Below are 14886 nucleotides of genomic sequence, written 5' to 3'. Positions count from 1 at the left end.
CGGTTGCTTGTCGGAAGGCGCTCACGCCGTCGGCTCATCCGGCGGACCGGTCAGCTTGTAGCCTACGCTGCGCACGGTCATGATATACTCCGGCGAGCGGGCGTTCTTCTCGATCTTGTCGCGCAGATGGCTGATGTGGACGTCGACGATCCGGGTGTCGCCGACGATCGGGCAGTCCCAGACACCGTGCAGGATCTGCCGGCGGCTCAGCACTTTGCCGCGGCGGCGGCACATGAAGAGCAGCAGGTCGAATTCCTTCGGCGTCAGCTCGACCGGACGTCCGTCCAGTTCGACTTCGCGCGCGTCGGCGCGCACGGTCAGCCGGCCGATCCGGTGCACGCCTTCGCTTTCCGTCCGGGCCGGCTCCCCGGTTCTGCGGAAGATCGCGCCGATGCGCGCGATGAGCTCCTGCGGGCTGAACGGCTTCGTCATATAATCGTCCGCTCCGCCCGCAAGTCCGGCGATCCGGTCGGACACGTCGTGCAGCGCGGTCAGCATGATGACGGGCACTTCGTTCTTCTCCCGCCGCAGCCGGCGGCATACTTCCAAGCCGTCCATCCGGGGAAGCATCCGGTCGAGCACGATCAGATCCGGCCGGAAAGGTCCGAGCGCGTCGAAAACGGCTTCGCCGTCGGACACGCATCTGACGTCGTAACCGGCAAGCTGCAGATTGTATTCCAGCAGCGCGGCAATGGACGGTTCATCATCCACGACGAGAATGCGTCTGCGCACGTTCCATCCCCCTTCGTCGTCCGCTGTTTTCCATTATGGCGGCCGAGGTTGAGGGATGAATCAAAGCTGCGTTAAATCCATGTAAAAATCACGCGATCCGGCATAATGTTGAAAAGAGGAGGACCGGCATGCCGCTGCATATCGTGCTCGTCGAGCCGGAGATTCCGGCCAACACCGGCAACATCGCCCGTTCATGCGCCGCAACCGGCACGCACCTGCATCTTGTGCATCCGCTCGGATTCCGCACGGATGACGCGTCGCTGAAGCGGGCCGGCCTGGATTATTGGCCCGCGGTCCATGTGGAGCATCACGACTCGTTCGAAGAGGTGCGGAAGAAGTACCCGGACGGCAGATTTTTTTTCACCAGCACGAGGGCCGTGAAACGGTACACCGATTTCGAATTCCGGGACGGCGACTTCTTCGTGTTCGGCAAGGAGACGAAAGGGCTGCCGCAGGAGCTGCTCGACGCGAATCCCGAGACGTGCATGCGCCTGCCGATCACGGACAAGGTGCGCTCGCTCAACCTGTCGAACTCGGCGGCGATCGTCCTGTACGAAGCGCTCCGGCAGCTCGGATTTCCAAACATGAGGTAAACAGAATAGTTGCATGATATTAAGCAAAATTTTGGCTGGAGAAGGAAAAGCCGCTTCCTGATCGAAAGCTTATCGTAACGCAAGGTTTCTACATACGTACAAGACAGACGGATACGGACACAGGAGAGGTGATATATGTGAAACCGGCAGGCGTTGTGCGCAAGGTCGACCAACTGGGACGCATCGTGCTTCCCAAGTCGCTGCGCAAGAGGTATCAGATGAATGAAGGAGATCCCGTGGAGATATTGGTGCAAGGCGACCACATCATCCTGGAGCGCTACCGGCCGCGCTGCGTGTTCTGCGGTTCGATGGACCAGGTCCGGGAGTTCAAGGAACGCTATCTCTGCGCGGCATGCATGAGCGAAATGGCTTCGCTTCGCAAGTGACAGGAAATTTCCGCGAGCAATAGTTGAAGCTTCCCGAATGTCGGGAAGCTTCTTGTTTTTACAGGCCTTTCGTCTTGTCGTCGTTATACCCGGCCGTCAGGATCGGCACGATCATCAGCAGCATGACGATCATCACAATCCAGAAAGCGGTACTCATCGCGGACACCTCCAATAGCTTCCCTTATTATACCCGATTGCCGGACAATTGAAAACGAGTTCGCCTGTGAACATCTTGTTACGCATCGACCGGTTTCGGGGCGGCGGTTGCATCGGTTGCGGCCGTCGCGGCGTCCGGCGCCCAGGCCTTCAGGATGTCCGCATACTCCCGGAGCGCCTTCCGGCCTTCCTCGGCGAGACGGTACACGCCCTTCGCCGGATGCTCGAACCAGCCGTAGTGGTTGTCCCGCAGGATGTCGCCCGCCCGGGCGCAGCCGGCCAGTTCGCGCACGCGCCGGGGCGGCGCCTCGCCGCCTTCGGCGGCCAGCGCCCAGGCGCAGCGCAGCGCTTGTTCGCGGTACGCCGTCACCAGCTTGCGCTGCGTGCTGCCGCCGACGTTGTAGTCGCCGCTCCGCGCGGCAAACTCGGCCATGAGCCGCTCCCGCCGCTTGCGGCGGATACCCCGGAGCGGCGGTTCGCCCGGCTCGGCGAGCCATTCGACCAGCGGCGCCTTCGTCTTGAAGAACGTGACGGTCATCAGCCCCAGCCCGAGCCGGCGGCACAGCTCCGCGAGGTCGCCGAACCGCTGGCCAACCGCCCCGGACTTCTTCCGGTTCCGCTCGACGGCCAGGACGACGTTGTCGGCCAGCCGCTGGCGCTCGATGCCCTGCAGCAGCAGCTCGAGGTTGAACGAGCGTTTCAGCTCGACGATGACGGTCTCCTCCTCTCCGCCTTCGCCCCGCCGCACGGCGACAAGGTCGCAGTGCAGCACCTCGCTCTTCACCTCATAGCCCCGCGCTTCGAAGTATGCCCGCACCGGCGCGTACAATTCGGTCTCGTGTCGGACGGCCACCGCAGTCGCTCCTTTCCGGTCTGTCAGATCCGTCTCCATGCGCGTTCCATGCGCGGCAAGCCCATTATACCACGATGCGCGCCGGATGTAGGGAAACCAGTCGTTTTATGGGAGATTGATGAAGGAAATATGGAGCAATTTCGGTTCCGGCCATGCATATCTATGTATTACTGCGGCAGGCTCGGGGCAGTGTTCACCGCATGCGGGAACCATTCCGCGCGTCTGCAGAAGGCTTCGGCGTCGGCCGGGGGCCGCGCAGGGGCGGGCGGAATAGTCGAGAGGAGGTGCGGCTGTGGATATTTTCAAACGGATCGCAGAATATAACGCCGAAAACGAAAAATTGAACTGGACCGGGACGTTCCGCGATTATATCGAACTGCTGCGCAAAGATCCATCGCCGGCCATGACGGCGCATGCACGGGTCTACGAGATGCTGAAATCCTACGGTGTCGAGGAAATAGACGGCCGCAAGCGCTACAAATTTTTCGAACGCGAGATCTTCGGACTGGATCGGGCGCTCGAACGGCTGGTCGAGGAATATTTCCATTCCGCCGCCAAGAGGCTTGACGTGCGCAAGCGGATTCTGCTCCTGATGGGCCCGGTGAGCGGCGGCAAATCGACGATCGTGACGATGCTGAAGCGGGGGCTCGAGCAGTTCTCGAAGACGGACAAAGGGGCCGTCTACGCGATCAAAGGCTGCCCGATGCACGAAGAACCGCTTCATCTTATTCCGCACGAGCTGCGTCCGGAAGTGGAGCAGGAGCTGGGCGTCCGGATCGAAGGCAACCTCTGCCCGTCGTGCGCGATGCGGCTGAAAACCGAATATGGCGGCGACATCGAGAATGTCCTGGTCGAGCGGGTGATCATCTCGGAAGAAAACCGCGTCGGCATCGGCACGTTCAGTCCATCCGATCCGAAGTCGCAGGACATTGCGGATTTGACCGGCAGCATCGACTTCTCCACCATCACGGAATACGGTTCGGAGTCCGACCCGCGCGCGTACCGGTTCGACGGCGAGCTCAACAAGGCGAACCGGGGCATCATGGAGTTCCAGGAGATGCTGAAGTGCGACGAGAAGTTTCTGTGGCATCTGCTGTCGCTGACGCAGGAGGGCAACTTCAAGGCGGGACGGTTCGCGCTCATTTCGGCCGATGAACTGATCATCGCGCACACGAACGAAGCGGAGTACAAGGCGTTCATCGCGAACAAGAAGAACGAGGCGCTCCAGTCGCGGATGATCGTCATGCCGATCCCCTACAATCTGAAGGTGTCGGAAGAGGAGAAAATTTACGCGAAGCTGATTGCCCAGAGCGACATGAAGCATGTCCACATCGCCCCGCACGCGCTGCGCGCCGCCGCCATCTTCACGATTCTGACGCGGCTGAAGGAATCGAAGAAGCAGGGCATGGACCTGGTCAAGAAAATGCGCATGTACGACGGGGAAGAAGTCGAAGGATTCAAGGAAGCCGATCTGAAGGAGATGCAGGACGAGTATCTGGAGGAAGGCATGTCGGGCATCGACCCGCGCCATGTCATCAACCGGATCTCGAGCGCGCTCATCAAGCAGGATCTCCAGTGCATCAACGCCCTCGACGTGCTGCGCGCGCTGAAGGACGGATTGGATCAGCATCCTTCGATCACGAAGGAGGAGCGCGAGAGATATCTGAATTTTATCTCCATTGCCCGCAAGGAGTATGACAACCTCGCCAAAAAGGAAGTGCAGAAGGCGTTCGTCTATTCGTTCGAAGAGTCGGCGCGGACGCTGTTCGAGAACTATCTCGACAACATCGAGGCGTATTGCAACTGGACGAAGCTGAAAGACCCGCTCACCGGCGAAGAGCTCGACCCCGACGAGCGGCTGATGCGGTCGATCGAGGAGCAGATCGGCATCTCCGAGAACGCGAAGAAGGCGTTCCGCGAGGAGATTCTGATCCGCATCTCGTCGTACTCGCGGCGCGGCAAGAAGTTCGACTACTCCAGCCACGAACGGCTGCGGGAGGCGATCGAGAAGAAGTTGTTCGCCGATCTGAAGGATATTGTGAAAATCACGACCTCGACGAAGACGCCGGACGAAAATCAGCTCAAGCGGATCAACGAGGTGACGAAACGACTGATCGACGAACACGGGTACTGCCCGGTCTGCGCGAACGAGCTGCTGCGCTATGTCGGCAGCCTGCTGAACCGGTAAAGCGCGGGACGGTATCCCCGCCGGGCTTGCGGCCCGCGGGGATTTTTCATGCCTTACGCCCGATTGCGTTGAGACTGTTAACGAATCGGACAAGTCTTATGTGTGACCATCAGCGGCGCTGTGGAATCGCAACGAAACGGAGACACCTGCAGGAGGCAAAGCGCGGAGACCGGAGAACCTTTTTCCGATGAGCTGCGATTGCGGCGGACTGTTGGAAGTGAGGCAAGATTTCAGGCTGGCGGACGCGGAGCGGCTGAAGACGCTGTTCGATTGCCGGCTCGCGCTGCGGACGGGGCCTTACGCGAGCGGCGTCTGGCGGTACAAGGAGCTGATCGACCCCGAGCTGGAGGAGGCGCATATCGTCACGCGCGGCGAGGGCAACACGGGCTTGTACGACTGCGCGCCGGCCGCAATCCACGCCGGCGTCCGGCGGGTATGGCTGAAGGCGCAGGGCGAGAACCCGAGCGGATCGTTCAAGGACAACGGCATGACGGCGGCCGTGTCGCGGGGCGTATTCGCGGGATATCGGGCGTTCGCCTGCGCGTCGACCGGCAACACGTCGTCGTCGCTGGCGATGTACGCGGCTTGGGCCGGCCTGCGGTGCGTCGTGCTCGTGCCGCCCGGCGGCGTTGCGGCGAACAAATTGATGCAGACGCTCGCTTACGGCGCGGAGGTGTACGGGATCGAGGGCGGGTACGATGCCGGCGTCAGACTGCTGAACCGCTGCGGGGAAGCGCTGGGGCTGTACGTGTGCAACTCGGTGAACCCGTTCCGGATCGAAGGGCAGAAAAGCATGATCATCGAGGCGGCGCACCAGCTCGGCTGGACGCTGCCGGACTGGGTCGTGCTGCCCGGCGGGGCGCTCAGCAACGCGTCAGCGCTCGGCAAGGGGCTGCTCGAGATGAAGGCGATCGGGCTGATCGGCAAGGTGCCGCGCATCGCGGTCGTGCAGGCGGAAGGGGCGAGCCCGTTCCACCGGATGATCGCCTCGGGCGGCGGGGAGCTCGTCCCCGAACCGGCGCCGCGGACGGCTGCCTCGGCGATCCGCATCGGCAATCCGCCGAGCTGGCGGAAGGCGGCGCGGGTGCTGCGCGATTGCGCAGGCGTGACCTGCGCCGTCTCAGACGAAGCGATCATGGCCGCGAAGCGCGTCATTGACCGGAGCGGCATCGGCTGCGAGCCCGCCGCGGCCGCGGGGCTGGCGGGCCTGAAGAAGCTGGCCGCTGAAGGCACGATCAGCAGGGACGAGACGGCCCTCGTCGTGCTGACCGGCCACATGCTGAAGGATGCGGACGCGCTCCGGGTGTCGGTGCCGGATCCCGGGCTTTCGCCGCTGGCTCCGGACGAACTCTTTTCCCGCCTGGCGGGTGTCCGCTAACCGAGAAAAAGGGCCGCGGCCTTCAAGCCGCAGCCCACTCCGTCACAAAAACCGGCGCGTTACTTTCTTCCCGTCGTAGCTGAACACGATCGGTTTGTCTTCGACGACGGTCTCGAGATGCACCGGCCGGCCCCAGAGCTTGTGCACGTAAGGCAGCGTCTTCTCGACGTATTTCAGATCAAGTTCGACGCCCTCGTAGCGGTGGGTCAGGTACAGCTCGCCCGCGCGGTTGAAGTCGCCGTCGGTGGCGACGATGTACGGGAAGCCGCCGTTCACCTTCGAGGTGACGAGCTGGTCGCGGATCGCCTCCCACGATTTGTCGGTGATCTTCCATTCCTGCCCCTTCTTCTCGAAGACGTACAGATCCAGCTCCTTCACCAGATCTTTCGTCAAATAGTTGCGCAGGAAGGAAATGTCCGAGTCGTTCTCGCGCACCTCGAAAATTTTCGCCCGTCCCTGGCCCGGCTTTCGTCCGAACCGCTCCTGTTCCTCCTTCGTCGGATTGTCCCAGCGCTTCTCGATGTCCTCGAATATTTTCAGTCCGAGGTAGTACGGGTTGATGCTGCGCCGCGAAGGCGCGGTCACGGCGGCGTTCAGCTTCGCGTACTCGATCGCCTCGTCGCTCGTCAGGTCCAGCTCCCGCACGATCCGCTGGTGCCAGTAGGAAGCCCAGCCTTCGTTCATGATCTTCGTCTCGATCTGCGGCCAGAAATAGAGCATCTCATCGCGCAGCATCGACATGATGTCGCGCTGCCAATCCTCCAGCACGGTCGAATATTCCTCGATGAACCAGACGACGTCTTTCTCCGGCTGGGGCGGAAAACGGCGCGGCGGTTCCGGTTCTTGCTGCTTCTCCCTGGTCCGCTCCTCCTCGTCCAGCTCCCACAGGTCATCGTACGGCGTCTTGCGTTCAGCGGCGCGCTCCGCCTCCCGCTCCATCTCCTTCTTCAGCATCTCGATGTACCGGTTCTTGTCGAGGCCGTACGGGCGGATCAGCGACGGATCGATATGCTCCTGGATCGCCAGCACGGCGTCGAGGAACTGCTCGACCTCACCGGCGCCGTGTTCGATCTCGTAGCGTCGGATGCGCTCGGCCGTCGCCGACATGCTCTCGACCATGTTCCGGTTCGACCGGCTGAAGCGGGCGTTGTTCTTGAAGAAGTCGCAGTGGGCCAGCACGTGCGCGACGATCAGCTTGTTCTGGATGAGCGAGTTGCCCTCGAGCAGGAACGCGTAGCACGGATTGGAGTTGATGACGAGCTCGTAGATTTTGCTCAGGCCGTAATCGTATTGCATTTTCATCTTGCGGAACATTTTGCCGAAGCTCCAGTGGCTGAAGCGCGTCGGCATCCCGTAAGCGCCGAACGTGTAAATGATGTCCGCCGGACAGATCTCGTACCGCATCGGATAAAAATCGAGACCGAACCCGCGGGCGATCTCGGTAATCTCGTCGATGGCCCGCTCCAGCGCCTTGATCTCGTCCTGATTCATGGGCGTTCCCCCTCCCGGTCGGGCAGTTCGGCTGCCGTCAGGCGGCGCCGTAGTACCCATTCTATGAATCCGCGCGCGAAACGTATGACGGGACAGACGCCAAAGTGCGAGCGAATGGTGGAACGTTCGAAAAATGGTGAAAATTGTCCCATTCTGGTCTATAATGGACCCGTCTGAATCCATAATGAACCAGTAAGAAAGGCGGGAAGCATCATGAAATTGTCGGCCAAATGGCAGCAAATGATGGATTACATCGGATTAACTGACGCAGACACGACGCTCTTGCACGGAAAGACCGCCGAGTTCGACAAAATTGCGGACGCCGTTACGGACGAACTGTATCGTCGCGTGACTGCCCGTCCGGAACTGAAAGCCATGATCGAACGGCACAGCACCATCGATCGGCTGAAGCAGACGCAGCGCGCCTATTTCATGTCCATGTGCACGGAGGGAATTGACGACGCTTACATTGAGCACCGGATGCGGGTCGGCCGGATTCATTCGCGAATAGGTCTTACGACGCATTGGTATCTGGGAACCTATATGATCTATCTGGATCTGGCAGTTGCGCATCTGCGCCAGGTCTGTCCGGATGATTGGATGGACGTGACGCTTGCGCTCTCGAAAATGTTCAACCTCGATTCGCAGATCGTCCTGGAAGTTTACCAGGAGGAAGAGAAGGCGAAAGTCGAACGGCTGGCGGAGGAGCGCGGCGGCATGCTGAGCGTCATCACGTCATCGGTGCAGGAATTGTCCGCGATGATGACCCAACTGGGCACGAGCAGCCGTTCGGCCGCCGACAACGCGCGGCAGTCGGTGCTCGCCCAGGAGCGCTCGGGCGCGTCGATCCGGGAGCTGGAACACGAAATTCACGAAATCTCGGAAATCGGCTCCGTCATGCGGGAGCTGTCGGACCGCACGCATCTGCTCGGGCTGAACGCGGCGATTGAGGCGGCCCGCGCCGGAGAGTACGGCAGAGGTTTCGAGGTCGTCGCGGGCGAAGTGCGCAAACTGGCCGCGTCGTCGAAGGAATCGCTGGATGAAGTTCATCGGAAGCTGGACCAGATCCGGCAGTCGATCCGGACGGCGGTCGAGATCTCGGAGCAGTCCGCCGAATACGCCGGCCGGCAGGCGGCGGTCGCGGAAGAGCTGAACGCCTATGTGCAAATGATCGAACGCGTGGTGGCGGAGCTGGAATCGCTCAGGGAAAGCGCGGTGGCGCAAGGCTGAGCGGCCGGTCCTGCCGGTCCTGCCGGTCCTGCCGAAATGTTCCGGCTTCCGATTGAAACGCGACAGGCCCCGAATCCGTATATTTGGGTGTGAGTACATGCAGCAAGGAGGGGGCATATGGAAGTTTACCAAGGCGGTTTGGACGGCAGAACGCGCAAGACGGTCGAGCTTCCGCCGGGGTTCTGGAAGAAGGTCGCGATCGGCGCCGTCGTCGTGCTTGTTCTGATCATCGGTTATACATCGTTCTATACGGTCGAGGAGCAGGAGCAGGCGGCCATCCTGACCTTCGGCAAGTACACGGCGACGCAGGAAGAACCGGGGCTGCATTTCAAGCTGCCGTACCCGATCCAGCAGGTGGTGAAGGTGCCGGCGAACCTGACGCAGAAGCTGCAGATCGGCTACCGTGAAGAAAGCGGACAGATCCGCAAGGTCGAGGAAGAGGCGCTCATGATCACGGGCGACGAGAACATCGTGCATGCGGACGCCGTCGTGGAATGGAAAATTTCGGACGTGCGCGCCTATCTGTACAACATCGAAGATCCGGAGCGTTTCCTGCGCAACGCGGCCAGCAGCGCGATCCGCTCGGTCATCGGGTCGACGAAGCTCGATTACGCGATCACGGACGGCAAGACCGTCATCCAGACGGAAGTGAAGCAGAAGCTCGAAGAGCTGATGCGCCAGTACGACACGGGCATCTTCATCAGCGACGTGAAGTTCCAGGACATCGAGCCGCCGGAAGGCGAAGTGCAGCAGGCGTTCAAGGAAGTGACGAACGCCCGCGAAGAGAAGAACACGAAGATCAACCAGGCGCAGCGCTACGTCAACGACCGGCTGCCGAAGGCGCGGGGCGAAGCGCAGGCGCTTATCGAGTCGGCGGAAGCGGAGAAGCGTTCCCGCATCCTGAACGCGGAGGGCGACGTCGCGAAGTTCAACGCGATCTATGCGGAATATGTGAAGAATCCTTCGGTCACGAAGGAGCGGCTCGTGCTCGAGACACTCGAGCGGATTCTGCCGAACGCGAAGATCATCATCACGGACGGCAGCGGCAACACGGTGCAATATCTGCCGCTTGACCAGCTGCTGAACCGCTCCGGTTCCGGGAAATCCGGCGGTTCTTCCGGCTCGGCGTCCGGATCGTCGTCCGGTTCATCGTCGGGCGCGGCATCCGGCACAACGTCCGGCGCGACGGGAGGGGGAACGGAGCAATGAAGAAGCGCGGAATGTTTCTGATCGGGCTCGGCGTGCTGCTGCTCGTCATCGTGCTGTCCGGATCGATGTTCATCGCGAAGGAAGGGGAGTACAAGGTCGTGCTCCGCTTCGGCGAAGCGACGCGCATTCATACCGAACCCGGCATCAAGTTCAAGGTGCCGTTCATCGAATCCGTCCGGACGCTGCCGAAGTACCAGAAAGTCTACGACAGCGAGCCGACGCTGATTCTGACGAACGACAAGAAGCCGATCTATGTGGACAACTACACGGTCTGGCGGATCAGCGATCCGCAGAAGTTCCTGCGTTCGCTGAATACGGTATCGAACGCGGAAAGCCGGATTTCCGACGCCGTGTACAACGCGGTGCGGCGGAAACTGTCGGAGATCGAATACGGCAACATTATCAGCGAGAATACGGCGCGCGGCGACCTGAACGAGGAAATTACCAAGATCGTCGCCGATGTCGCCGCGAATCAGGGCTACGGCATCGAAGTGATCGACGTCCGCATCAAGCGGACCGACCTGCCGCCGGAGAACAAGGAATCGGTCTATAACCGGATGATCTCGGACCGGCAATCGATCGCCGCGGGCTATCTGTCCGAGGGCGACGAGGAGTCGCGCAAGATTACGTCGAACGCCGACCGCCAGGCGAAGGAGCTGCTCGCCGAAGCCGAGGCGAAGGCGAAGAAGATCATCGCCGAAGGGGAGCAGGAAGCGGCCCGCATCTACAACGAAGCGTACGGGAAAGATCCGGAATTCTACGAGCTGTACCGCACGCTGGAAAGCTATGTGAAGACGTTCGAAGGCGAACCGGTCATCATGATGCCGATCGACTCGCCGTACGCCCGCCTGCTGCTGGGCGAATGATACGGGACATGCGAAAACGGCCGATCAGGAGATATTCTCCTGACGGCTGTTTTGGGTTGGCGGCGCCGGACCGGTTGGGTTGATCCATGAAACGTCGAATTCCGTCTGTTTATTTTCCGAGGCGTGTAGTAGAATGATGGGGAGTCGAATACTGCTTCGGGGAAAGGCAGACGGATCCGTCATGAGGAAACTGCGCGGCGCGCTGCAGCACATCAAGCTGGAACTTGGGCCGGACGCGTGGCACAATTTCCGGATCGATACATCGGCGTCGCTGCTGTTCGCTTTCTTCAATGTCGTCTACAACCAGTTCTACATTGCGATGGCCTTGCGCGCGGGAGCGACCGACTTTCAGGCCGGATTGCTCGCCGCGGCGCCGGCCGTCGGGCTGATGCTGTCGCCGGTATGGGCTTCGTTCATCGAGCGGTCGCAGCCGCGCCCGTACATGGTCTGGCCGAATCTGATCGGCCGCGCGTTGATCGTGCTGCCGGCGTTCTTCGGCGTGCCGGTCGTCTTCGTCGCGACCGCGCTGGTCTTCCAGCTGCTGATGGGGGTGCAGGCGCCCGCATACGCCGCGCTTATTCCGCGGATGTACCCGCCTCGCCACCGCGGCCGGCTCATGGGCAATGTCCGCGTCGCAATGGTCGTGCTCATGATCCCGATGGCCTACGCGGTCGGCCGGTGGATGGACGAAGCGGGGTCGGGCGGGCCGCTGGCGGCGGCGGCCGTGCTCGGCGTCCTGTCGATTCTTCTGTTCACGCGGATTCGGGAATCCGAGCCGGTGAAAACCTCGTCCGACCCGCCGCGGCGCGACGGACTCAAGGGCCAATGGCAGCTCGTGAGGGAGAGCAAGGAGCTGAGCCTGTTCCTGCTGGCCACGACGTTCACCGGCTTCTGCAACATCGCGGCCGGGCCGCTGTACCAGATCATCCAGGTGGACCGGCTGGCGCTCTCGAACGTGGAGATCGGCTATGCGCGGATCGTCTACTATGTCTTTCTGCTCGCGTCCTATTTCGTGGCCGGCTGGGTGATCGACCGGTATTCGGCGCGGCACACGGTGGTATACGGCCTCGCCGCGTTCGCGATCGTGCCGGTGCTGTACGCCCTGTTCGGCAATTACCCGGCCGTCCTCGCGGGCAGCGCCGTGCTCGCCATCGGCGACGCGATCTGGGACATCGGGTTCATGACCTACGTGTTCCGCCTGGCGCCGGGACGGGAGGCCGCAGCCTTCGGCCTGCACATGATGCTGTTCGGCATCCGGGGTACGATCGGCCCGATCCTGTCAACGGCGTTGTCCGGCATCGGCGTGCCGATGACCGCGCTGCTGGCCGCCGCCGCGCTGTTCGGCTGGATGGGCGTGGCGCTCTTCCTGCTCCTCGGCAGACGGACCCGACACGCATAAACGGAAGCCGCCGGCTTGCTACCGGCGGCTTCGTACGTCATACGGCGGGCTGTTCGCGTCTGTGGAAGAACGATTTGAGCGCGGCGTAGACTTCATTTTTTTCCCGGATGACATAATAGAGAAACCGCGGATACGTGATATGTTTGTAGGCCGACATCAGCGTGCTGGACCGGTTGTACTGGTTCACTTCGCCGTAACCGAACAGGTTCGACCGCTTGAGCAGCTCCCCGATCAGCTTCACACAGCGCTCGTTGTCGCTCGTCAGGTTGTCGCCGTCGGAGAAATGGAACGGATAGATGTTGTACGAAGACGGCGGGTACCGGGAGTCGATGATCTCGAGCGCCTTCATATACGCGGAGGAGCAGATGGTGCCCCCGCTCTCGCCGCGGTTGAAAAATTCGTCCTCCGACACTTCCTTCGCTTCCGTATGGTGGGCGATGAACACGATTTCGACGTTCTCGTAGCGGTGCCTCAAGAAGCGGGTCATCCAGAAGAAAAACGTGCGCGCGACGTACTTTTCGAAGCTGCCCATGGAACCCGAAGTGTCCATCATGGCCAGCACGACCGCGTTCGATGTCGGCTGCACGATCTCTTCCCATGTCTTGTAGCGCAGGTCGTCCGGCGAAATGCCGTGGATGCCCGGTCTGCCGCTGAGCGCGTTGCGGCGGAGGTTCTCGAGAATGGTCCGCTTCTTGTCGATGTTGGACGAGAGGCCTTTCTTGCGGATGTCGTTGAACCGGATGTCCTTCGTCTGCAGTCGGTTTTTGTCCTTCGGGCTGAGAAAAGGCAGTTCCAGTTCGGCGAACAGCATCGTTTCGATTTCTTCGAGCGTCACTTCCGCCTCGATCACGTCTTCCCCGGGCTGATCGCCCGCTCCTTCGCCCGCTCCGCCGTTTCCGGACGGGTCAATGCCGATCACGTCGCCGACCGAGCTGTTGCCGTCTCCCTGGCCGACATGCCGGCTCTTGTTGTAATTGTAGATAAAACGGTATTCGTCCAGACTGCGGATCGGCACTTTGATGATCTGTTTGCCGTCGGAAAGGATGATGTTCTCTTCGGATACCAGGTCCGGCAAGTTTTGTCGGACGGCTTCCCGCACTTTCTGCTGGTGCCTCGCCTGATCCTGGTAGCCCTTGCGATGCAGCGACCAATCTTCCCGCGAAACGATGAACGACGGCTGGCCGGCTTCCATCATGGACTTGCACCTCCCGCATCGACAACTTGCCGTTTTCTATTCAATATATTCACGGCGAAGGCGGTTATGTGATGAAGGGCTTGCCCAATCCGGAAATGCCGGGACGAGGCGCGGGCGATTTGATTGCGGGGTTAGACGCGCGGTATAGTGATGACAGAGGGAAAAAGCGGCAGGCGGCCCGGCAACCCGGCCGCCTGCATGTTCGCGGTGTTTACTGAACGATGAGCCCGATCACGAACAGGGTGCTCGTGCCGGCAAGCAAAATGGCGTTGAAGACGAGTCCGAGAATGGCGAATACGCGCCGCCGGTGCCGGATGACGCAGCCGACGATGCCCAGCACGACGCCGACGACGGACAGCAGCAAGCCGAGGAGGATCAGCAAGGATCCGATCACGAGCGGGATGTTCCCGGCAACTTCATCCGGTCCCGGCATTGCGATCACGCCGCCCTCGGTCGTGTATTCGGCCATTCCGGCGAGCGTGGCGCCAAATCCGACAATCGCCAGCAAGATGCTGACAAGCCCGATGACGAAGGACGCGATGCCGGGGCCGGAATGCTTCAGGGGCGCGGAATTCACCTCCGGCTGCACAGGGGTCATGAATTGCGATTGTTCCTGAGACCCTTCCACTTGCCCATTGCCTCCCATTTGTCGTAATGTAACCATTATAACCTGACGGAATGGATGTGAAAACCTTGAATTGGAAAAAACATGCCGCCATCGGGGCGATTTATGCGGGACTTGCCGTCGCGTTCGGCGCGTTCGGCGCGCACGTGCTGGAGGCTCGGCTGTCCCAGGATTCGCTCTCGACGTATGAGACGGCCGCCCGCTACCATATGTACCATGCGCTCGGGCTCGTGTTGACGGCGATTCTGGCCGGACGCGCGGAAGCGGGTGCGTCCGGACGGCTGTTCGCCTGGTCCTTGCGGCTGCTGCATGCCGGAGTCTGGCTGTTCTCGGGCAGCCTGTATGTGCTTGTATTGACCGGGATGGGGTGGCTCGGCGCGATCACGCCGCTGGGCGGAGTGTCCTGGGTCGCCGGCTGGGGGCTGGCGGCTGCCGCGCTTCTGCGTTCCGGCCGCTAACTCTTCACGGGCGAAAATTGTAATTGCGATCACAAAAAAGATGCCGAATCCGGCCAAAATCCGGTATAATGAAGAAGATGAATTTTCCATCACCCCGCAAGCAAAACGGCCGGCTCCGTCCTCTTCC

Annotated in this window: 14 protein-coding genes; 9 read left to right on the top strand and 5 right to left on the bottom strand. The window is 61.2% G+C overall.

What is annotated here, in order from left to right:
* Positions 1–21: 21 nt before the first annotated feature.
* Entirely contained in the window at positions 22–732 is a 711-nt protein-coding gene (locus tag THECO_RS13070; protein WP_015255521.1) for a response regulator transcription factor, read from the bottom strand.
* Positions 733–860: 128 nt separating this feature from the next.
* Here THECO_RS13070 and trmL point away from each other — a divergent pair, with 128 nt between their 5' ends.
* Entirely contained in the window at positions 861–1325 is a 465-nt protein-coding gene (gene trmL / locus THECO_RS13065) for a tRNA (uridine(34)/cytosine(34)/5-carboxymethylaminomethyluridine(34)-2'-O)-methyltransferase TrmL (protein ID WP_015255520.1), read from the top strand.
* Positions 1326–1462: 137 nt separating this feature from the next.
* Positions 1463–1711 carry an AbrB/MazE/SpoVT family DNA-binding domain-containing protein gene (locus tag THECO_RS13060; protein WP_015255519.1) on the top strand — a complete coding sequence of 83 codons (249 nt, stop codon included), beginning with the start codon at positions 1463–1465 and terminating at the stop codon, positions 1709–1711.
* Positions 1712–1946: 235 nt separating this feature from the next.
* On the opposite strand, the gene THECO_RS13055 is transcribed toward THECO_RS13060, so the two are convergent.
* On the bottom strand, positions 1947–2720 hold the full coding sequence (locus THECO_RS13055) for a DUF2161 domain-containing phosphodiesterase (RefSeq protein WP_015255517.1): 774 nt from the start codon (positions 2718–2720) through the stop codon (positions 1947–1949).
* A 292-nt stretch (positions 2721–3012) separates the two neighbouring features.
* Between THECO_RS13055 and THECO_RS13050 the strand changes: the two genes are divergently transcribed.
* Together THECO_RS13050 and thrC are read left to right on the top strand one after the other, a co-directional pair.
* Complete coding sequence (locus THECO_RS13050) at positions 3013–4908, top strand: PrkA family serine protein kinase (RefSeq protein ID WP_015255516.1); 1896 nt, start codon at positions 3013–3015, stop codon at positions 4906–4908.
* Positions 4909–5095: 187 nt separating this feature from the next.
* Positions 5096–6286: a threonine synthase gene (thrC, locus tag THECO_RS13045; RefSeq protein WP_015255515.1), complete on the top strand. Its 1191-nt coding sequence runs from the start codon at positions 5096–5098 to the stop codon at positions 6284–6286.
* Between the two features lie 42 nt (positions 6287–6328).
* On the opposite strand, the gene THECO_RS13040 is transcribed toward thrC, so the two are convergent.
* Positions 6329–7777: a SpoVR family protein gene (locus THECO_RS13040; protein WP_015255514.1), complete on the bottom strand. Its 1449-nt coding sequence runs from the start codon at positions 7775–7777 to the stop codon at positions 6329–6331.
* A 213-nt stretch (positions 7778–7990) separates the two neighbouring features.
* Here THECO_RS13040 and THECO_RS13035 point away from each other — a divergent pair, with 213 nt between their 5' ends.
* The 4 genes from THECO_RS13035 (at position 7991) to THECO_RS13020 (ending at position 12481) form a co-directional block, all read left to right on the top strand.
* Entirely contained in the window at positions 7991–9007 is a 1017-nt protein-coding gene (locus tag THECO_RS13035) for a globin-coupled sensor protein (RefSeq protein WP_015255513.1), read from the top strand.
* A 117-nt stretch (positions 9008–9124) separates the two neighbouring features.
* Positions 9125–10216 (top strand): FtsH protease activity modulator HflK, encoded by a 1092-nt coding sequence (hflK, locus tag THECO_RS13030; protein WP_015255512.1) that lies wholly within the window; start codon positions 9125–9127, stop codon positions 10214–10216.
* Positions 10213–11082 (top strand): protease modulator HflC, encoded by an 870-nt coding sequence (gene hflC / locus THECO_RS13025; RefSeq protein ID WP_015255511.1) that lies wholly within the window; start codon positions 10213–10215, stop codon positions 11080–11082. Before hflK ends, hflC begins: the two co-directional genes overlap by 4 nt.
* Before the next feature lie 181 nt (positions 11083–11263).
* Complete coding sequence (locus tag THECO_RS13020) at positions 11264–12481, top strand: MFS transporter (protein WP_015255510.1); 1218 nt, start codon at positions 11264–11266, stop codon at positions 12479–12481.
* Between the two features lie 37 nt (positions 12482–12518).
* Here the strand turns inward: THECO_RS13020 and yhbH are convergent, their stop codons facing one another.
* Both yhbH and THECO_RS13010 read right to left on the bottom strand, forming a co-directional pair.
* Positions 12519–13676, bottom strand: a complete 1158-nt coding sequence (yhbH, locus tag THECO_RS13015; protein ID WP_015255509.1) for a sporulation protein YhbH — start codon at positions 13674–13676, stop codon at positions 12519–12521.
* A gap of 211 nt (positions 13677–13887) precedes the next feature.
* On the bottom strand, positions 13888–14304 hold the full coding sequence (locus tag THECO_RS13010) for a hypothetical protein (protein ID WP_015255508.1): 417 nt from the start codon (positions 14302–14304) through the stop codon (positions 13888–13890).
* Between the two features lie 50 nt (positions 14305–14354).
* Here THECO_RS13010 and THECO_RS13005 point away from each other — a divergent pair, with 50 nt between their 5' ends.
* Positions 14355–14759, top strand: a complete 405-nt coding sequence (locus THECO_RS13005; RefSeq protein WP_041853912.1) for a DUF423 domain-containing protein — start codon at positions 14355–14357, stop codon at positions 14757–14759.
* Positions 14760–14886: the final 127 nt, after the last annotated feature.

It is taken from the genome of Thermobacillus composti KWC4, assembly GCF_000227705.2.
GTDB lineage: Bacteria > Bacillota > Bacilli > Paenibacillales > Paenibacillaceae > Thermobacillus > Thermobacillus xylanilyticus.
Note: the sequence above shows the minus strand (reverse complement) of the source record. Positions and strands in the feature narration are given on the sequence as shown.

What these genes read in the sequence shown, in the direction of transcription:
- THECO_RS13035 (WP_015255513.1), top strand. Translation starts at nt 7,991, where the DNA reads ATGAAATTGTCGGCCAAATGGCAGCAAATGATGGATTACATCGGATTA.
- THECO_RS13020 (WP_015255510.1), top strand. Translation starts at nt 11,264, where the DNA reads ATGAGGAAACTGCGCGGCGCGCTGCAGCACATCAAGCTGGAACTTGGG.
- THECO_RS13040 (WP_015255514.1), bottom strand. Translation starts at nt 7,777, where the DNA reads ATGAATCAGGACGAGATCAAGGCGCTGGAGCGGGCCATCGACGAGATT.
- hflK (WP_015255512.1), top strand. Translation starts at nt 9,125, where the DNA reads ATGGAAGTTTACCAAGGCGGTTTGGACGGCAGAACGCGCAAGACGGTC.
- trmL (WP_015255520.1), top strand. Translation starts at nt 861, where the DNA reads ATGCCGCTGCATATCGTGCTCGTCGAGCCGGAGATTCCGGCCAACACC.
- yhbH (WP_015255509.1), bottom strand. Translation starts at nt 13,676, where the DNA reads ATGATGGAAGCCGGCCAGCCGTCGTTCATCGTTTCGCGGGAAGATTGG.
- hflC (WP_015255511.1), top strand. Translation starts at nt 10,213, where the DNA reads ATGAAGAAGCGCGGAATGTTTCTGATCGGGCTCGGCGTGCTGCTGCTC.
- thrC (WP_015255515.1), top strand. Translation starts at nt 5,096, where the DNA reads ATGAGCTGCGATTGCGGCGGACTGTTGGAAGTGAGGCAAGATTTCAGG.
- THECO_RS13005 (WP_041853912.1), top strand. Translation starts at nt 14,355, where the DNA reads ATGGATGTGAAAACCTTGAATTGGAAAAAACATGCCGCCATCGGGGCG.